The organism is Mycobacterium heidelbergense, from assembly GCF_050205645.1.
Classification (GTDB): domain Bacteria; phylum Actinomycetota; class Actinomycetes; order Mycobacteriales; family Mycobacteriaceae; genus Mycobacterium; species Mycobacterium heidelbergense_A.
This window is the reverse complement of sequence record NZ_JBNMQT010000010.1, coordinates 55,336-73,403: the sequence shown is the minus strand read 5'-3', so window position 1 is coordinate 73,403 and position 18,068 is coordinate 55,336. Positions and strand designations below refer to the sequence as shown.

At 66.2% G+C, this 18,068-nt stretch carries 19 protein-coding genes; 11 read left to right on the top strand and 8 right to left on the bottom strand.

Annotated elements, in window-relative coordinates:
* Positions 1-5 precede the first annotated feature (5 nt).
* Complete coding sequence (locus ACQI5H_RS13585) at positions 6-854, bottom strand: hypothetical protein (RefSeq protein WP_427079881.1); 849 nt, start codon at positions 852-854, stop codon at positions 6-8.
* A 124-nt stretch (positions 855-978) separates the two neighbouring features.
* Here ACQI5H_RS13585 and ACQI5H_RS13580 point away from each other — a divergent pair, with 124 nt between their 5' ends.
* From ACQI5H_RS13580 to ACQI5H_RS13550, 7 genes are read left to right on the top strand one after another with little or no spacing between them, the layout of a single operon-like run.
* Positions 979-1,758 carry an alpha/beta hydrolase gene (locus tag ACQI5H_RS13580; protein ID WP_427079880.1) on the top strand — a complete coding sequence of 260 codons (780 nt, stop codon included), beginning with the start codon at positions 979-981 and terminating at the stop codon, positions 1,756-1,758.
* Positions 1,755-2,537, top strand: coding sequence for an SDR family NAD(P)-dependent oxidoreductase (locus ACQI5H_RS13575; RefSeq protein WP_427079879.1), 783 nt, complete (start codon positions 1,755-1,757; stop codon positions 2,535-2,537). The genes ACQI5H_RS13580 and ACQI5H_RS13575 overlap by 4 nt, the downstream gene beginning before the upstream one ends.
* The gene (locus ACQI5H_RS13570) at positions 2,534-3,406 is read left to right on the top strand and encodes a TIGR03619 family F420-dependent LLM class oxidoreductase (protein ID WP_427079878.1); all 873 of its coding nucleotides are present in this window, start codon (positions 2,534-2,536) and stop codon (positions 3,404-3,406) included. The genes ACQI5H_RS13575 and ACQI5H_RS13570 overlap by 4 nt, the downstream gene beginning before the upstream one ends.
* Positions 3,403-4,131: a hypothetical protein gene (locus tag ACQI5H_RS13565; protein WP_427079877.1), complete on the top strand. Its 729-nt coding sequence runs from the start codon at positions 3,403-3,405 to the stop codon at positions 4,129-4,131. Before ACQI5H_RS13570 ends, ACQI5H_RS13565 begins: the two co-directional genes overlap by 4 nt.
* Positions 4,122-4,607 carry a lipoprotein LpqH gene (locus ACQI5H_RS13560; protein WP_427079876.1) on the top strand — a complete coding sequence of 162 codons (486 nt, stop codon included), beginning with the start codon at positions 4,122-4,124 and terminating at the stop codon, positions 4,605-4,607. The genes ACQI5H_RS13565 and ACQI5H_RS13560 overlap by 10 nt, the downstream gene beginning before the upstream one ends.
* A 59-nt stretch (positions 4,608-4,666) precedes the next feature.
* Positions 4,667-5,653: an alpha/beta fold hydrolase gene (locus ACQI5H_RS13555; protein ID WP_427079875.1), complete on the top strand. Its 987-nt coding sequence runs from the start codon at positions 4,667-4,669 to the stop codon at positions 5,651-5,653.
* Positions 5,650-6,897, top strand: a complete 1,248-nt coding sequence (locus tag ACQI5H_RS13550) for an MFS transporter (RefSeq protein WP_427079874.1) — start codon at positions 5,650-5,652, stop codon at positions 6,895-6,897. Before ACQI5H_RS13555 ends, ACQI5H_RS13550 begins: the two co-directional genes overlap by 4 nt.
* Before the next feature lie 38 nt (positions 6,898-6,935).
* Here ACQI5H_RS13550 and ACQI5H_RS13545 read toward each other — a convergent pair whose 3' ends face one another.
* Both ACQI5H_RS13545 and ACQI5H_RS13540 read right to left on the bottom strand, forming a co-directional pair.
* Positions 6,936-7,775 carry a hypothetical protein gene (locus ACQI5H_RS13545; protein WP_427079873.1) on the bottom strand — a complete coding sequence of 280 codons (840 nt, stop codon included), beginning with the start codon at positions 7,773-7,775 and terminating at the stop codon, positions 6,936-6,938.
* A 109-nt stretch (positions 7,776-7,884) separates the two neighbouring features.
* On the bottom strand, positions 7,885-8,535 hold the full coding sequence (locus ACQI5H_RS13540; RefSeq protein ID WP_427079872.1) for a TetR/AcrR family transcriptional regulator: 651 nt from the start codon (positions 8,533-8,535) through the stop codon (positions 7,885-7,887).
* Positions 8,536-8,701: 166 nt separating this feature from the next.
* Between ACQI5H_RS13540 and ACQI5H_RS13535 the strand changes: the two genes are divergently transcribed.
* Positions 8,702-9,487, top strand: coding sequence for a spirocyclase AveC family protein (locus ACQI5H_RS13535; RefSeq protein WP_427079871.1), 786 nt, complete (start codon positions 8,702-8,704; stop codon positions 9,485-9,487).
* 4 nt (positions 9,488-9,491) lie between these two features.
* Here ACQI5H_RS13535 and ACQI5H_RS13530 read toward each other — a convergent pair whose 3' ends face one another.
* The 4 genes from ACQI5H_RS13530 to ACQI5H_RS13515 all read right to left on the bottom strand — a co-directional run bounded on the left by ACQI5H_RS13530 (position 9,492) and on the right by ACQI5H_RS13515 (position 13,782).
* Positions 9,492-10,688 (bottom strand): cytochrome P450, encoded by a 1,197-nt coding sequence (locus ACQI5H_RS13530; protein ID WP_427079870.1) that lies wholly within the window; start codon positions 10,686-10,688, stop codon positions 9,492-9,494.
* The gene (locus ACQI5H_RS13525; protein ID WP_427079869.1) at positions 10,688-11,677 is read right to left on the bottom strand and encodes an LLM class flavin-dependent oxidoreductase; all 990 of its coding nucleotides are present in this window, start codon (positions 11,675-11,677) and stop codon (positions 10,688-10,690) included. The genes ACQI5H_RS13530 and ACQI5H_RS13525 overlap by 1 nt, the downstream gene beginning before the upstream one ends.
* A 67-nt stretch (positions 11,678-11,744) precedes the next feature.
* Positions 11,745-12,806: a dihydrodipicolinate reductase gene (locus tag ACQI5H_RS13520; protein ID WP_427079868.1), complete on the bottom strand. Its 1,062-nt coding sequence runs from the start codon at positions 12,804-12,806 to the stop codon at positions 11,745-11,747.
* Positions 12,807-12,819: 13 nt separating this feature from the next.
* The gene (locus ACQI5H_RS13515) at positions 12,820-13,782 is read right to left on the bottom strand and encodes an LLM class flavin-dependent oxidoreductase (protein ID WP_427079867.1); all 963 of its coding nucleotides are present in this window, start codon (positions 13,780-13,782) and stop codon (positions 12,820-12,822) included.
* Between the two features lie 152 nt (positions 13,783-13,934).
* On the opposite strand from ACQI5H_RS13515, the gene ACQI5H_RS13510 reads away from it, so the two are divergent.
* Together ACQI5H_RS13510 and ACQI5H_RS13505 are read left to right on the top strand one after the other, a co-directional pair.
* A complete protein-coding gene (locus tag ACQI5H_RS13510; protein ID WP_427079866.1) occupies positions 13,935-15,029 on the top strand; it encodes a dihydrodipicolinate reductase in 1,095 nt (364 codons plus the stop codon).
* A 76-nt stretch (positions 15,030-15,105) separates the two neighbouring features.
* Positions 15,106-16,245, top strand: coding sequence for a MalY/PatB family protein (locus ACQI5H_RS13505; RefSeq protein ID WP_427080004.1), 1,140 nt, complete (start codon positions 15,106-15,108; stop codon positions 16,243-16,245).
* 33 nt (positions 16,246-16,278) lie between these two features.
* Here the strand turns inward: ACQI5H_RS13505 and ACQI5H_RS13500 are convergent, their stop codons facing one another.
* Positions 16,279-17,010: a DUF2652 domain-containing protein gene (locus tag ACQI5H_RS13500; protein WP_427079865.1), complete on the bottom strand. Its 732-nt coding sequence runs from the start codon at positions 17,008-17,010 to the stop codon at positions 16,279-16,281.
* 114 nt (positions 17,011-17,124) lie between these two features.
* Here ACQI5H_RS13500 and ACQI5H_RS13495 point away from each other — a divergent pair, with 114 nt between their 5' ends.
* Positions 17,125-18,030 carry a haloalkane dehalogenase gene (locus ACQI5H_RS13495; RefSeq protein WP_427079864.1) on the top strand — a complete coding sequence of 302 codons (906 nt, stop codon included), beginning with the start codon at positions 17,125-17,127 and terminating at the stop codon, positions 18,028-18,030.
* Positions 18,031-18,068 lie beyond the last annotated feature (38 nt).

Sequence of the window (18,068 nt, the reverse complement as noted above, 5' to 3'; positions counted from 1 at the left end):
GCCTTTCAATCGCCCCAGCTCCGCAAGAACGCCTCGGTTACCCGGGCGGCGTTGCCGGCCGCGACCTTGTAGTAATGGAAGAACTGGAACGGGAAGCCCGGCAGGTGAAGTGGATCTCCGGGCCCGTCCGAGATCCCGCGGATCCCCAAAAATGGGACCCCGTGTGCGTCCGCGACCGCCTGCGCGGCGGCGGTCTCCATGTCCGTCGCGTCGAAGGCCGGGTCTGCCGCCGACCTGATCTTCAGATTGCTGAGCAGCGCCTTTCTCAGCCAGGGCAACGCCGCCTGGAAGAAGTTGCCGGTATGCAGACGCGACCGGTCCGGCGCGCTGCCGGGTTCGCAACCGAAAATGTTGCCGCCGTTCGGGATGCAGGGGAACGCCGCGCCGTTGTTGTTGTCCCACGTGCACCCGTCTCCTCCGACGAACACCTGCGGATAGCGCTGCAGGTTGACGTGCGCCAGTGCGACCGACAGCTTCTCGGCCGTGGCCAGCATGTCGGCATCGACCGGGCGAAATGTCACGCCATCATCCAGGGTCCACCGCGCCGGTACGGCAACATCCGCGATGCTCGTGCGCCCGCCGCCGCCAGCGACTCCCGAAAACACCACTGCGGCAATGGAAGTCGTGTCGGTGAACCGGGCGAGGGCGATCTCGGTGGTGTCGGTGGCGTTCACCATGCCGACGCCGGTCATCGCCACGACCACCTTCTTCCCTGCGATCGTGCCGAGGTAGAAGTGCCGACGGTCGGCGACCACCACGGGCTTGGGGTCCAGTGTGGTGTGCGACAGCACCGCGTCGGCCTCGGCCGGAAACGCGGACAAGACCAGCGTGCGCTGTTCACAATCCGGCGTCATGGTGAGGCACTTCCTCGGGCTCGGCAGCGGTCACATTCTAATTTCCGCCGCGCCAACCGTGGCCAAAAGCTAATCTCAGCGGCGTTGCAGGCGTTGCAGCTAACCAGGCACGCGGGAGTCACTCATGCTCGAAGTGATCGAAAAGCGGCCTTCCCATGAATCTGACATACCAGTGCTCTTCGTCCACGGTGCCTGGCACGGCGCCTGGTGCTGGGACGAGCATTTCCTCGATTTCTTCGCGAGCAAGGGCTACCGATCACTGGCCCTGAGCCTCCGCGGGCACGGCAACAGCCCCGCACCCAAGAAGATGCAATTTTGTTCGATGGCGGACCTCGTCGACGACGTCGATTCGGTCGCCAGCAGCCTGCCCACACGCCCGATCGTCGTCGGCCACTCCATGGGCGGCTTCGTCGTGCAGAAGTACCTGGAGTCGCACGATGCCCCGGCCGCCGTCCTGGTCGCCCCCGTCCCCGTGAGCGGGGTCGCCGGATTCCTGCTGCGCAGGTTCCGGCGCCACCCGTGGTTGACCGCAACGGAACTGGCCAAGACCAAATCACTGCGCAGCATCGGTGCCACACCCGAATTGGCCCGCGAAAGTTTCTTCTCGGAGCTGACCCCCGATGCCGACCTGGCGCGCTACACCGCGCAGCTCGGCGAAGAGCACCTCGGAAAGCATGTGCTCGACATGCTTTTCCTCAACCTCCCCCGGCCCGATCTCATCACCACCCGGATGTTGGTCATCGGCGCCGAGAAAGACGGGTGTTTCACGCAGCGGGAAGTCCGCGCGACCGCGCGCGCGTATCGCGTCGAACCCGAGACCTTCCCCAAGATGGGCCACGACATGATGCTCGAGCCCGGCTGGGAGGCCGTCGCCGAGCGAATCCACGAGTGGCTCGAAACATGACGGACCGACTGGCCGGCAAGGTCGCCATCATCACCGGGGCAAGCACTGGACTGGGGCCGGTGCTTGGCTCGCTGTTCGTCCGCGAGGGCGCCCGCGTCCTGCTTGCCGCGCGACGCGAAGAGCTTGTCTATCGCGCCGCCGAAGCGGCGGGTCCCGGTGCCATCGCGATGCGGGCCGACGTGACCGACGAGCGTGACGTCGCCGCCATGGTGACGCGAGCGGTCGACGAGTTCGGCCAGGTCGACATTCTCTGCAACAACGCGGCCGCGCCCGGACAGGACCGCTGGATCTGGGAGCAGACGCTGGACAACTGGAACGCCACGATCGCTATCGACGTCACCGCGGCGATGCTGTGCACCCGCGAGGTGCTCAACCGGTCGATGCTGCAGCGCCGTCGCGGAGTCATCCTGAACTTCTCCTCGACGGCCAGCTATACGGGCATGGTCCGCAAAACCCACTACGTCGCCGCGAAGGCGTCGCTTCGCGCCTTCACCAAGGCCGTTGCGCGGGAAGTGGGTTCGTACGGAATCCGGTGCAATTGCATCGTGCCGGGTGCGATCGACACGGAGCTGTGGCGCGCCTGGGTCCAGCGCATGGCCGACGAGCAAGGAGTTGACTTCGCGACTCAGCGCGCAAAGTCACTCAAAGGAATTGCACTGCAAGATATTTCCTCGCCCGAGGATGTCGCTAATCTGGCGTTGTTCCTTGCCAGCGACGAAAGCCGTACCATCACAGGGCAATCGATTCCCGTCGACGCCGGAGGGTACATGCAGGGATGAGCGCCGTTAAGCTGTCGGTAGCAACGCCGGTGGTGACGATGCTGCCCGGGTCCAGCGGCGATTGGGAGAAAACCGCGTCGATCGACGACCTGGCCCAGATTGCCGAAGCCGCAGACAAACTCGGCTACCACCACCTGACCTGCAGCGAGCACATCGCGTTGCCGGCGGCCGAACGGGCCCGCCGCGGCACTCGCTACTGGGATCCACTGGCCACGTTGGGTTACCTGGCCGCGCGCACCCGACGAATACGGTTGGCCACGCACGTGCTGGTTCTCGCCTATCACCACCCGCTCGAGATCGCCAAGCGCTACGGCACACTGGACAAAGTCAGCAACGGCCGACTCGTTCTCGGAGTCGGCGTTGGCAGCCTCAAGGAGGAGTTCGACCTCATCGGGGCGCCGTTCGATGACCGCGGACTGCGCGGCGACGATGCGTTGCGGGCGCTGCGCGCCTCGCTGTCGGTCGCCGAACCGGCCTACCGCGGCGAGTTCTATGCGTTCGGCGGGATGGTCGTCGACCCCTGCGCCGTCCAGGAACATGTGCCAATCTGGATCGGTGGACGAACGCTGCGCTCGCTGCGCCGGGCCGCGACACTCGCCGACGGCTGGGCTCCCTTCAACGTGAGCTTGCAACAGGTGCGAGAGTGGTTGGGCCGCTTCGAACTTCGGCCCGGGTTCGAGGTCGTCCTGCCACCCGCGGCTCCGCTGGACCCGATCAACGAGCCGGAACGCACGCGCGACGTCCTCGCCAACACCGCCGCACACGGTGCGACCATCATCAGCGCGATGTTCACCCACACGTCGCTCCGGCATTACCTGGAAAACCTGCAGGCGCTCGCGGAGTTGCACGCCCCTGGAGGATCCACGTGAACCGTGTCAAGGCAGGCGTTTTCAGCCTCACCGCGGCGCCACCACCGGACGACGACGGCAGCTACCTGCGCTGGCACCTGCTGGATCACATGCCGGAGCAATACCAACTTCCGGGCATCGTGCACGGCTTGCGGTGGATCGCCGACGGCGAGTACGCCGAGCACCGCTTGGCGGCCCACGGACCGCTCGGCGAGGTCGGGAACGCCGTCCACTACCTGGTCGGCGACCCCGTGGAACAAACCTTCGACGACTTCGTCGGACTCGGGCGCACGCTGCGCGACAATGGCCGCTTCCCCGTAACCCGGCCGTCGCTGCAAGTGGCCGGGCTGCGCCTACTGCAGTGGCAATCCGCGCCGCGCGCACTCATTTCCGCGGAGGTCGTGCCGTTCCGGCCGCACCGCGGCGTCCTGCTGATCGTCGAGGAACCCACCGACGGCCGCTCCGACGCCTGGCTGCAATGGCTGCACGCCGAGCACTATCCGGCACTGCTCGCCACGCCCGGCACGGCGGGCGCCTGGACGTTCGGGTCCACCACCGCCTGGCAGATACCGCGCGGTTGGCGGACGGACCACCAATACATCACCGTCGTCTACCTCGACGACGACCCGCTCACCGTCACCGCCGCGCTGGCGCCGGTGATCGAAGAGCGGTGGCAATCGTCGGCGGTGCGACCGGTGTTCGCCGGACCCCTGCGGACCATGATCCGGTGGGAGGCGTGGCCGTGAGAGGAATCGTCGTCGGAGTGGTTGTTCTGGTGGCCGCCCTGCCGGGTTGTTCCACGAAGAGTGGTGCGCCCCCGGCGAGCTCGAGTGCGGCGTTGTCCGGCGCCACCGTCATGCTGGACCAGCACACGCACACGATCTACAGCAAAGTCGACTGCAATACCTCGGCGGCGAAACCGAGTGCGACACCGGCGGAATCGGGAGATCTGACCACCCGCATCACCGTGCATGACGATTCTGCCTCGGTGTCGCTGGCACTGTCCGACGAAAAACCGCCGAGCGTCGACGGCTTCGCCATCTCGCTCAAGGTGGACAACGGTCAATATCAGTTGCCCTACCAGTCGGTGCAGACTCCGACCCAGGTCCAGGCGAGCAAGGAGGGCAAGAGCTACACAGTGACCGGGGCGGGCCAAGGGTCAGCGCCCGGACAAAGCGCCACGCGTCAGGTGACATTCGGGATTCACGTGACGTGCCCGTGAGCGAAGTTCGGCCACGGGAGGCGTTGTCTAACCGCGATTCCCTCTGCGATGCTGGCAGCTTGGACATCTTCGCGGAGTGGCAAAAAGGCGGTACCGAACTTCGTTGGCGGTCGACCACCGCCGCCAACGACGGACAGGAACTCGCGGTGTTCAGCCGCCGCTGCGGCACACCCGGGGCGCCCGCACTGGTGCTGGTGCACGGCTTTCCGACGTCGAGCATCGACTACTTCGCCCTGTCAAATGAACTGAGCTCCGAGTTCGACATGTATTTGCTGGACTTTCCGGGCTACGGATTGTCCGACAAACCCCCGGAGCCGTACGTCTATTCGCTGTACGACGACGCGCGCCTGCTTGTCTACGCGATCACGCAGGTGTGGAACCTGAGCCAATACCGCATCCTCACCCACGATCGTGGGAGCAGTGTCGGCATGATCGCGCTCGAGATGTTGGCAACCCACGACCAAGCGGCCGCGCCCGTCGACCTCATCTTGACCAACGCCAACATCTACCTGCCGCTGTCGAACCTCACCGCGTTCCAAACCGCGATGCTCGACCCCGCGACGGGGCGCGCCACCGCGGCGGCGACGACGCCGGAGCTGCTGGCGGCCGGCCTGGGAGCCAGCACCTTCATGCCGCGGCGGACGGCGGAGGACCCGGAGATCGCCGCGCTGGCGAAATGTTTCGCCCACAACGACGGAATCCGCGTGCTGCCCGACACGATTCAGTACCTGAACGAGCGCGCCGCCGACGAAACCAGTTGGCTCGAAGCGCTTTCCAGGAGTGAAGTCAACACCACGGTGGTGTGGGGCGTGCACGACAACGTCTCACCGCTGCGGGTCCCCAACCACGTCTGGCAGGCGTATCTGAAGGACAAGCCGGGTCGCAACCGTTACTGGGTGGTGCCGGGCGCCGATCACTATCTGCAGTGCGACGCCCCCGGGCAATTGGCCCAGATCGTTCGCCTCACGGCCCAGGGTGACGACATTGCGCTCCAGACGCTCGGGAATCAACCCGACGGCGCGGTCCTGGTGGATCAAAGCGCGTGACCGGTTACGCCGACGAGGATCGTCGTGACGCGGTGATCGACGACGCCGCCGACCGGCGTTGGCTTACCCCCGGCGTCGGCGCGGTGGGAGCGGCGAGCTTCTTCTCCGACGCGGGCCACGAGGCCACCACGTCTGTGCTGCCCGCGTTCCTGACCGGCACACTGGGCGCCTCCGCGGCCGCACTCGGCGTCATCGACGGGATCAGCGACGCGTTGATCGGCGTGATGAAGCTGGTCGGCGGGCCGGTCGCCAACGATCCCGACCGGCGAGGACGGGTTTCGTCGGCCGGTTACCTGGGCACCGCGTTGGCGACCGGGGCGATCGGCGCGGCAGTGACGATATGGCAGGTCGGGATTCTGCGTGCCCTCGCCTGGGTGTCTCGTGGCATGCGGGGGCCGTCGCGCGACGCCCTGCTGGCGTCCCTGATACCCGAGTCCGCACACGGCAGGGCGTTCGGCCTCGAACGCGCCGGGGACAACCTGGGTGCGGTGGTGGGCCCGCTGCTCGCTGCCGGGCTGGTCGCCTTGGTTGGCATCCGCCCCACCCTGTTCCTGGCCGCAATCCCGGGCTTGTTCGCCGTGGCCGCGATCCTGGTGGCCGCGCGAGAGGCCCGTCGCCGCAACCACTCCAACGACCGGCCGGCCAGGCGGAGGTTTGAGTTCGGTGCGCTGCGCGACGCCGGCATGCTGCGCGCGCTACTGCCGGTGGCGCTGTTCGAATTCGGCAATGTCGCAACGACTCTGCTGATCCTGCGTTCCACCCAGCTACTTACTTCCCCGCACCGGACGGTGACCGCGGCGACATCGCTCGCGATCCTGATTTACGCGCTCCATAACGCGGTCGCCACGGCGGCTTCGCTGGCTGCCGGGCGATGGTACGACGGGACCGGGCCACGCACGGTGTTCGCCACGGGTGCGGCCGTCTATGTCGTCGGCTATGCGGTGTTTGCGGCCGGCCCGCATAGTGCGATAGTCATCGCGCTGGGCTTCGCGCTCGCCGGGGCGGGCATCGGCCTGGCCGAACCCACCCAATCTGCCGTCGTTTCCCAGCTGCTTCCGGACCGATTGCGCGGCAGCGGATTCGGTGTGCTTGGGGCTGTCCAGGCCACGGGTGACCTGGTGGCCACGGTTGTGGCAGGCGTGCTCTACACCGTGGCGTCACCCGCGGTCGCCTTCGGGTACGCGGCCGCGTGGATGGCCGTCGCGATCGTGGCCTCGGGCCTGCTGCGGCCGTCGCGGGCGTGACGCTGCAGTCACGTTCGAGCCCCAGCGTGACTGCAGCGTCACGTTCGCCGCGCACGTGCAGCGCGCACCCGGCGAACGATATCGGCGGGCCGATCAGCCGCCACCACCCGGACAACGACCCACCCACGAGCCTGCAGTCTTTCCAACCGTCGGATATCCCAGTTGTATTGCGAGCGATCGCTGCGGTGGTGGTCGCCGTCGTACTCGACGGCGACTTTGACGTCCTCCCAACCCATATCGAGGTAGGCAACCACCGCCCCGAACTCGTCGCTCACCGAAATCTGTGTCTGCGGTCGAGGCAGACCCGCCTGCACCAGCACCAGTCGCAGCCAGGTTTCCTTCGGAGATTGCGCTCCGGGGTCGACGAGGTCGAGCGACACGCGAGCTTGCTCAAGTCCGCGACGTCCGCGATATCGATCCTCGAGCAAGTCGACGTCCGAAATTTTGAGCTCGGTAGCGCGAGCCAGTGCATCGATGGCGGCCACTGCCGTTGTCGTTGGATACCAGCAGGCCAGGTCGAGTGCCGTGCGAGCGGCCGTCGTCACCGGCAGGCCGTCCCTCAGGTCGAACTCGTCGCGGTCCAGCCTGTCGCCCCAGACCTGGACACCTGGTTGCCGATGCCGGTTGTCGTGAATGATGTCGATTGGCCGGTCGGTGTCCACCCATTTGCTGCCGTGCAGCGCAGCCGCCGTGAACCCGGCGATGACTCCGCGCCGGCGCGACCAGAGCCAGGCGCCGCGGGCCCGCACCACCGGATCCAGCCCAGCCCCCGCGGCGACATAGACGTCGCGGTACAACCGCGTGTACCGACGCCGCAATTGGCTGTGGGTCACGATGCCAGCAGCCTCAGCCTCACTGCCGATGAATGGTTCCGCCATGGCGGCAGGGTGCCACCCACCTCCGACACGCTCCCCAACGTGACGCTGCAGTCACGTTGGACCTCGAACGTGACTGCAGCGTCACGCTCGAGGCACGGTTGGCCCTAGCTCAATCGTTGCGGTGCAGGAAGCCGTGCAGGATCGCCTGGACGAGTTCCTCAACGATGACCTTCCTCGACGGCTGCTTCGTCCCGAAGTAGGTCGAACGCAAGGCGGCCATGCCGGCGATCATCGCGACCGTCGAATGGGCGGGCAGGTCAGGATGATCCGCGCGCATCCCACGCAAATGCATGCCCTCGGCGCTGATCCGGCCGAGCACCTTCAGCGCCCGCCTGACGTCGGCAATCCCGGCGTCCGCCATTTCCTCGGCGCCCAGCGTCTGCGAGGCCATCAGCGTCAACAGCAGACCCTGGTGCTCGACGAACACGTCGTAGAGCTGCCCGACGAAATGCCCGGCCAAGTCCTCCTCGTTGGTCTCCTCGGGGATAACCGACTGCCACGTCCGGCCGAATTCGTCGACGAAACTGGTGAACGGCAGGACGAGGGCCTCCCGGAACAGCGCCGCCTTCGAACCGAAATGGCGGAAGAGCAGGTGTTCGGTGACGCCGGCAGCCTGGGCGATTTCACGCGTCGTGGTGCTGCGGTAGTCCTGACGCGCAAACAGGTCTCGCGCCGCGTCGAGTAGTAGCTTGCGTGGCGCGCCACGGGGTCGGCGCGTGGCAGCCGGGGGCGTCTTGGTCGTGGAGGGTCGCTGGGACACGCCTTTTAAGATAGCATCCACTATCTCAGTATCGACCTCGTAGCGAAAGGGGTGCGGACGTGGGCGCTGTCATCATGCTCGGCACGCTGTTCGGCCTGATCGTCCTGATATTCGGCCTGGTGCTTAGCTACGACCCGCAAGCTCGTCGGCGCCAAGCGAGCGACCAATGACCACCGGGATGACGCCGTTGATGCAGGCGGCCAGCGGCTTCGCCATCGTCGGGGGCATCGCGTTTACCGCAGTCGGTGTGTATCTGAGCGTCCGCCAGGGTCGCGTACACCCGCTCCTGCTCCTCTGCATCTCGGCGATCTCGTTCTCGTGGATCGAGGCGCCCTACGACTGGGCGATGTACGCACAGTTCCCGCCCGCCATCCCCCGCATGCCGTCGTGGTGGCCGCTGAACATGACGTGGGGCGGGTTGCCCTTGTTCGTTCCGATCGGCTACATCTCCTACTTCGTGCTGCCCGCCGTGACGGGCGCGGCGCTCGGGAGATGGCTGAGCGCGAAATTCCAATGGCGCAGGCCCACAACGCTGTTGACCGTCGGTCTCGTCGTCGGCTTCTGTTGGGCGCTGCTTTTCAACGGCTTCCTGGGCGCGAAGCTCGGCGTCTTCTACTACGGCCGCGTGATCCCCGGGCTTGCGATACGTGAGGGGACGACACACCAGTATCCGCTGTACGACTCGCTCGCGATGGGCATCCAGATGATGGTCTTCACCTACCTCCTCGGTCGGACCGATTCGGAGGGACGAAACGTCATCGAGACGTGGGCCGACAAGAGGTCGACGAGTCGTCTGCAAGCATCGGTGCTATCCGTCGTCGCAGTCGTCGTCATCGGAAACCTGCTCTACGGCGCGGTTTTCGCGCCGCATCTCGTGACGAAGCTGGGCGGCTGGGTGACCGCGGGGCCGACGGGCCAGTTGTTCCCGGGCGTCCCGAACCAACCCAAGTAGGCGCCTAGCCGGTGAAGACCGGCAGCTTCGACCAGCCCCGCACGCTCGACGTGTGCGCCTTGGTGGCGTTGGCGTAGTCGACTTCCCAGTCCGGCCAGCGCTTGATGACCTCCTCCAAGGCGACCCGCGCCTGCATGCGCGCCAAGGCCGATCCAAGGCAGAAGTGCAGCCCGTGGCCGAAACTGAGATGGGTGTCGCCGCGATGGATGTCGAACTTCTCACCCTCGGGGTACCTACGCTCGTCGCGGTTGGCGGATCCGTTGAGTAGCAACATGATCGAGCCCTCGGGAACCGTCGTGCCGCGGCATTCCACATCGTGGGCGACGTAGCGCGCCTGCACCGGCGAGGGCGCCTCGTAGCGCAAGACCTCCTCGATGGCCATCGGGATCAGCGACGGGTTTTCGACGAGCTGGCGCCGCTGGTCGGGGTGTTCGGCCAGCAGCTGGCCGGCGAAGCCGATCAGGCGCGTCGTGGTCTCGTTACCCGCGCCGGCGATCATGCTGGTGTACTGCAGTACCTCGATCCTCGTCAGCCGCCGGGTCGATCCGTCCTCCTCGACTTCGGCGTTGAGCAACTGGGTCATCAGGTCATCGGAGGGGTGGTCCACCCGCCAGTCGATGTAGTCGGCGAACATCTGATAGCTCTGCTCGAAAAACTCTTTCGTGGCGGGCCTAAACGTGCCCTCTTTGAGGGTAAGTTGCCGGCCGCCGCGGTCACGGATCGACTCCTGGCTGTCTTCCGGGATGCCCAGCAGGTAGCCGATCGTGCGCATCGGGATCATCGAACCCAGGTTCTCGACGAAATCGAACCGCCCCGAGCCCATCAGCGGGTCGAGTGCTCGAACGCAGAACGCTCGGGTCAGCGGCTCGATCGCCTCCATCCGTCGCGGCGTGAAAACCCTTGAGAGCAAACGACGATGCAAATCGTGAATGGGCGGGTCCTCGAAGAGGATGATTCCCGGCGGAACCTCGACACCACTCATGATGATGTCCATGGTGGTGCCGCGGCCGGACCTGAAGGTGTCGAAGTTCATCAGTTCGCGCGAGACGTCCTCGTACCGGCTCAACGCGTAGAAGTTGTATTTGTCGTTGTGATAAAGCGGGGCTTCGTCGCGCAGCCGCTTCCAGATGGGATACGGGTCGTCGTCGATGTCGAAATCGAACGGGTCGTAGTAAACCTCGGTCGCACTCGCTCCGGTCATCATCCTGTCTTTCTCTCGGTCAGCGCCTCGGGCAGCACGACCTCGCCGACTCGCTTGAGGTATGGCCACGCGACTTCCGGCGGCAAGCCACCGCACAACGGCGACAAGTTGAGTACCTGACCGGAGCGAACCCGCGAAATCGCTTCCGGCACAGAGATGATCACGTGCGACTTGCCCACCTCGCGCAGCTCGTCCACCGTGGCCACGTGCGAGAAGCCGGCTGTTGTCTCGTCCCCGGGATTCCATGCTGCATAGGTCCGTACGTCGTGCAACAGATGCTCGCCAAGCTCTTCCCACGCCTGGTCGACGTCGTCGGCGACGAAAACGACTGAGGGGGTGTCGCGGCCGGGAAACATCGTCGGGCCGGGCGTATGACCGTGCTTGCGACACGCCTCCTCGTAGGCCTCCTGTATGCCGGGTTCGTTGGCGTTGCCCAGCATGCCCAGGCCGTACCTGCCGGCCCGGCGAGCCGCCGCCAACGTTCCACCGCCCCACATCATCGACGGGCCGCCCACGGTCAGCGGCGTGGGCGTCACCGTGATGCGGCGCCCGTCGTCGTCAACGGATTCTCCGGCGAGCAACCGGCGCAACAGACCGAGCTTTTCGTCGGCAAGTCGGCCGCGCTTGGTGATTTCCAAGCCGAAGTGCTCGAACTCCTCGGGCCGGTACCCGAGCGCCAGGGTGTAGGACGCCCGCCCCTCGCTGATGATGTCGAGGACCGCCATATCCTCGGCCAGCCGGACCGGATCGTAGAACGGCAGGATCAGGATCAGGTTCATCGCCAACCGTTGTGTGCGCGCCGCAATGGCCGGCGCCAGGATCATCGGCGACGGCAGGTAGCCGTCCTCGGACCCGTGGTGTTCACACAGCACGGCGGCAAGGCCACCGTGCTCCTCGGCCCACGCACACATCTCGGGGACGGCGGCGTACAGCGCCACCGTTGGCGCTCCCCAGGAAGGGGCGCGCATATCGAAACGCAGTGTGAACACCAGCAACTCCTAGATGACCTAATCTTTGTCCCCGTACGCTACGACGAGGCCCAATCCGCGTCAACGTTCAATCAAAGACGTCCCGCGGCAGGGTCGTCGGGATGTCCAGCGAGCTGAGCAGCCCGGGCGGCGCATCGACCACATATGGGATCGCGTTGACCACCCGCATGGCCGTGGCCGACATCGCGGCGCGCCCCGCGCCGTGTCCCTCGGCCGCCCCCAGCGTCATCACGCAGTGAATGTCCGGATCACCCTCGACGTCGACCCGATAGGTCGCGTCGCAATCCGACGTCGGCCAATCGGGGGCGACATCGCGGGCCATCCGGATGATGTGTTCGATCACGATGGCCTCGCGGCCGTTGACGACGCCCGCCGCCCGGGTCCGCACCGCGCCGCAGGTGCCCGCCTTGACGGTGCCGAACGCGACCTCGATGTCGCGATCGGTCAGCTCCCTGTCGAGGGCACCGTTGATGCGCTCGATCTGGACCCCCAGCCCGCTGGCGATCAGGTATATCGGTGCTTTCCAAGCCATTTCGATGAATCCGGGCGTCCAGAGCATCGGCTCGAAATCGAGCGGACGGCCGAAGCCCATCCCGTCCATCATCACGTCGGCCACCGGGTAATGGTCGTTGAGGGCGACCTCGCTCGCCGTGATACTGCGGATTCGCTTCGACTGCGTCGTCATCAGCAACGCCAGCTGATCCGAGGCGAAACCCGGAAAGATGCCCGAGACGTAGAACGATGCGCCGCCGAACCTGGCCGCCGCCTCGAGCTGGTCGCGCCAGTCCGGCGCGACATACGAGGGCGGATACACCAGACTCGTCGACGACGTCGACACGACGTTGATCCCCGCCTCCAGCATCCGCAAGTAGTCGGGCACAGCGGCGCCGTCGCGTTCGGGACCGCTCGCGGCATACACCACCGCGTCGGGCGCCAGCGCGATCAGCGCGTCGGCGTCATTGGTGGCCGCGATACCCAGCGGTTCGATGCCGGCCAATTCCCCGGCGTCCTTGCCGACTTTGTCGGGCGAATGCACCCATACCCCAACGAGTTCCAGGTCGGGCCGGCGGCGGATCGCATCGATGGCGATCGACCCGACTCCCCCCGTCGACCACACGACGGTACGCATGGGGCTCACCTCCCTACTCATGAGCGGCCGCGGCACGTTCGAGGTATGGCCACGCCACATCGGGCGGCACGCCGCCGCACAGCGGATGCAGCGGGAGAAGGTGTCCGCCGCGCACGTGGTCGGCGGCCTCGGCGGGTGTGAAGATCCGGTACGGCCCGCCTTCCGCACGAAGCGCGGCCACGCTGTCGGCCCGGCTGATGCTGGCCACCGAATCGTCGCCAGGCCGGTACGACGCCGCCGTCACCGCATCGTGCAGCAGGTAGGGCCCCAGGACGTCCCAGGCCTCGTCCACATCGTCGGCGACGAAAACCGTTGTCGGAGCGCCCGGTACGGGAAATTGGATCATCCCAGGCTCGTGTCCGTGTGCGCGGCACTGCTCCTCGTAGAACTCCTTCAGGCCCGGCAGGTCGGTCTGCGAAACAAACCCGAGCCCGTGACGGCCGGCCCGCCGGGCAGCGGCCTTGCTGCCACCGGCGATCAGCATCGTCGGTCCGCCCGGCGACCCACATGGCGGAGTGACGCGGACCGTGCGCCCGCGGTATTCGACGGGCTCGCCGCGCACCAGCGAGCCCAGCACGTCCAGGATCCCGTCGGCCACGCGGCCGCGGGTGGCCATCTCGACGCCGAAGTGCTCGTATTCCTGGCTGCGGTGTCCCAGACCGAACGCATACGACACCCGCCCGCGGCTGATCAGGTCCAGGACGCTGATCTCCTCGGCGAGCCGGACGGGATCCCACAGCGGAATCGGCACCGCGGCCAGCAATATCGCCAGGCTGCCCGTCCTGGCCGCGATTGCCGAAGCCAACATCAGCGGCGCGGGCAGATGACCGTCGTCGGCGCCGTGATGCTCGGAGAGCACCGCGAGTACCGCTCCCCGCGTCTCCGCCCAGGCGCACATGTCGATGGCCGCGACGTAGAGGTCGGCGGCCGCCCCGGCCCAACTCGGAGCACGCAGGTCGAACCTCAGCGTGAACATCAACAGCACCATAACCTAAGATTTGTTCATTAGGATAGTGCATACTCTCTTAACTCCTTGACCGTGCGGGCTCGCGGCTGTTAGCTTCCGAATCGAACGTCGGGTAACTGCCGACGTAAGGGCCACGGCCGCCTCGGCTTTCGGAGGAACAAATGACGGCTCAGCGCGTAGTGGTCTGGGCGACGGGCGGCATCGGGTCGATTGCGATCCGCACCATCCACCGACGCCCCGATCTGGATCTCGTCGGCGTGTGGGTGCACTCCGCGGAGAAGAACGGCAGGGACGCCGGCGAACTCGCCAACGGGGAGCCGATCGGCCTGGCCGCCACCAACGATGCGAACGCCCTGATCGCCCTCAAACCCGATTGCGTCATCTACGCGGCCAGCGGCCCCGAACGCGATGCGCTGGCCATCCCGGACTATGTCCGGCTGCTCGAAGCCGGAATCAACGTCGTCACCACCAGCACGACCCGGTTGGTCAATCCGCACGCCTACGAGCCCACCGAGTGGCGCGACCAACTGCTCGCCGCGGCCAAGCAGGGCCAGGTGTCGTTGTATGCGTCCGGGATCGAGCCCGGCTTCGCCGCCGACTATCTGCCCTTGGTGCTGTCCACCCAGTCGTCGTCCATCGAGAAGATCCACTCGTTTGAGATCGGCCTGTACGACGACTACGGGGTTCCCGACATCATGAGCGACGCGTTGGGCTTCGGACGGCCGCTCGACTACCAGCCCTGGATCGGCTATCCCGGTGCCATCGCCGGCGAATGGCAGGGGCAGCTCCGGTTGGTCGCCGACGCGCTTGGAGTCGAAATCCAGGAAATCCGTGAGAGTTTCGATCGCGCGGTCACGAACCGGACACTGGATGTCGCGATGGGCACCGTCGAGGCCGGGACATGCGGCGCGCTGCGAATGAAGGCGATCGGGGTGGTCGACGGTCGAGAGGCCATCGTCATCGAGCACGTGACCCGGCTCGCGCACGATGTCGCCCCCGACTGGCCGACCGGGATCGGCGACCTGTCCTACCGCGTCATGATCACGGGCGACCCCGACATCGACTGCAGCATGGCGGCGACACTCAAGGACCCGCACAAGGCCGGCGTCGGTGGAATGACCTCGGGAGCGGGCGCGATGGTCGCCACCGCGATGCGGGTCGTCAACGCAGTGCCGTATGTTGTTGCCGCCGAACCCGGTCTGCTGAGTTCGGTGGACTTGCCGCTGACGATTCCAAAGCACGCGTTTGCTACGTGATCTGGCTTAATCTGCCGGAGTGACGTTTAATCCGCTCGAAGAACTCACGCTGCAGCAGTTGCGGGCCCGCACGAGCATGAAGTGGCGCGCGCACCCTGCCGACGTGCTGCCGCTGTGGGTCGCGGAGATGGACGTCCAGCTCGCGCCGACGATCGCCGACGCCCTGCGCGCGGCCATCGACATTGGTGATACCGGCTATCCCGCCGGCCACGCGTTCGCCGAGGCGGTCGGCGAATTCGCTTCGCGGCGTTGGCAATGGCACGACCTGGCGTTGGGCCGCACGAGAACCGTTCCGGACGTCATGCTTGGCATCGTCGAGACGCTGCGTCTGGTCACCGACCGCGGCGACGCCGTCGTCGTCAATTCACCGGTGTACGCGCCGTTCTACGCTTTCGTGTCGCACGACGGCCGCCGAGTGATCGAATCACCTCTGGACGCCAACGGCCGAATTGATTTGGACGCCTTGGAAGAAGCGTTCACCGGTGCGTGCGCTTCGAGCGGGAAGGCCGCCTACCTGTTGTGCAATCCGCACAACCCGACGGGGACGGTGCACACGTTGGACGAGCTGCGCCGGGTCGCCGAACTGGCCCGGAGGTTCGGGGTCCGGGTGGTGTCGGACGAGATTCACGCACCGGTCATCCTCCCCGGCGCACGCTTCGTCCCGTATCTGACCGTCCCCGGTGCCGAGAACGCGTTCGCCCTGACGTCGGCATCGAAGGCGTGGAACCTATCCGGGCTGAAGGCGGCCCTGGCCATTGCCGGTCCGGAGTCGGCCGCGGACCTGCGGCGCATGCCGGAGGAGGTCGGGCATGGGCCGAGCCACCTCGGCATCATCGCGCACGCCGAAGCGTTCAGGACCGGTGGCGAGTGGCTCGACGCGCTGTTGCCGGGCCTGGACGCGAACCGGGCCTTGCTGGGCGATCTGGTCGCCGAGCACCTGCCCGAAGTGAAATGTCTACGGCCGCAAGGCACTTACCTCGCCTGGCTCGATTGCCGAGCGCTCGGGTTCGACGAAGAAGAAACCGAGGGACTCGCGGTGGTAGCCGATCTAGCCGGGCCCGCCCGCTGGTTCCTCGATCACGCCCGCGTCGCGCTCAGTTCCGGGCACGTCTTCGGTACCGGCGGGGCCGGACACGTGCGGCTGAACTTCGCTACCTCGCAAGCGATTCTCACCGAAGCCGTATCGCGAATGGGTCACGCTCTTGCGCAGCGGTGAGCGCCGAAGTTCTTCTGAAACAGCGATTTTCAGTTAGGCGGGGATCTCCTCGGCGCCGCGGCGGCCCAGGTTCCGGAAGCCGTCGGCGGGCTTCTTGAGGCCCAGTAGGAACGGCAGCGTCCTCAATTCGAACTTCGTCGTCTTTCCCAGCCGCCCGAAAAAGCCGCGCTCCGGCACGGTCGGCGTCACCTCCGACCTGGCGAGGTCGATGTAGTGCGTCGAGGTGTTTCCGATCCCGGCGAAATCGTGGATAAGCGGCTTGCACATGCCGCGAGTCGATTCGTCGAGGCACTCGGCCACGGGGTCGGTCATCAGCACGTATTCAGCTACGGGCACCGAATTTTTCAGCATCCGGTGGACCAGGATGACATCGACGCCGGCGAGCTCGGTGTGGCGCTTGACCCGCTGCTCGGCCACCTCGCCCTGGTGGACGACGAATTTGAGCGACAACTTGTCCAGCTGCACGCAGCTTGCACACTCGCAGGCGATGTCGGCTTTGAAGCGCTCCCGCTTTGCGAGGAACGACCGGCGCATACGTGACAGCCGGTCGCACACCAGCACTTTGGCATTGCCGTCGGGCTCCCAGAAGAATGCGGCGTCGCCCTCCAGTTTCGCCAGCTTGAGCCCTTTACCAGCATCGATAACCGCCTCCAGCAGCCCGGCCACCGTCTGCTGTGCGTGCGCCAGGTGCGTCCGGTTCCAATTCATGTAGTCCGTGTATCCGCTGATGTCGGCGATCAGCAGAACGGCGTGCCGGATGGCCATGAGTTTTGGAGTGTAGTGGCCACCACTGACACCCTCAATGAAATCTCGTACTGGACGAAGAGGCGTTCGGAGAGAGAGGCTTGCAGAGGTGCCCGCTCACCGGAGGAGCTGAATGTGGATGTGCTGCGAACCCCGGACTCCCGATTCGAAAACCTGGAGGGCTATCCGTTCGTAGCGAACTATCTCAACGTGGCGGCAAGCGATACTCAGCCGCTGCGAATGCACTTTCTCGACGAGGGTCCGGCGGATGGCCCGCCAATCGTGTTGCTGCACGGGGAGCCCACGTGGAGCTACCTGTACCGGACGATGATTCCGCCGCTGGCCGATGCCGGAAACCGCGTGCTCGCGCCCGACCTGATCGGCTTCGGCCGCTCCGACAAGCCCAGCAGGATCGAGGATTACACCTATCTGCGGCACGTGGAGTGGGTGACGTCGTGGATCGAGCGGCTCAACCTCAAGGACGTCACGCTGTTCGTCCAGGACTGGGGATCGCTCATCGGTTTGCGCATCGCCGCCGAGCAGAGTGATCGGATATCGCGGCTGGTGATCGCCAACGGTTTTCTCCCGACGGCCCAGCAACGCACCCCGCCGGCTTTCTACGCGTGGCGGGCCTTCGCGCGCTACTCCCCCGTGCTGCCCGCCGGTCGCCTCGTGTCCGTCGGGACCGTCCGCAGGGTTCCGACCAAGGTGCGGGCCGGGTACGACGCGCCCTTCCCCGACAAGAGCTATCAGGCGGGGGCCCGCGCATTCCCGCAGTTGGTGCCGACCTCTGCCGACGATCCCGCCATTCCGGCCAATCGCGCGGCGTGGAAAGCCCTGGGCCAATGGGACAAACCCTGCCTGACCATCTTCGGGTATCGCGACCCGATCCTCGGCGCCGCCGACCGTCCCCTGATCAAGCACATCCCGGGCGCGGCCGGCCAGCCGCATGCCCGCATCAACGCCAGCCATTTCATCCAGGAAGACAGCGGCCCTGAGCTCGCCGACCGCATCGTCGCCTGGCAGCAGGCGGTGCGGTAAGCGGTTTGCGCTAAACCCTGCTGCCCACAAGCGAAATC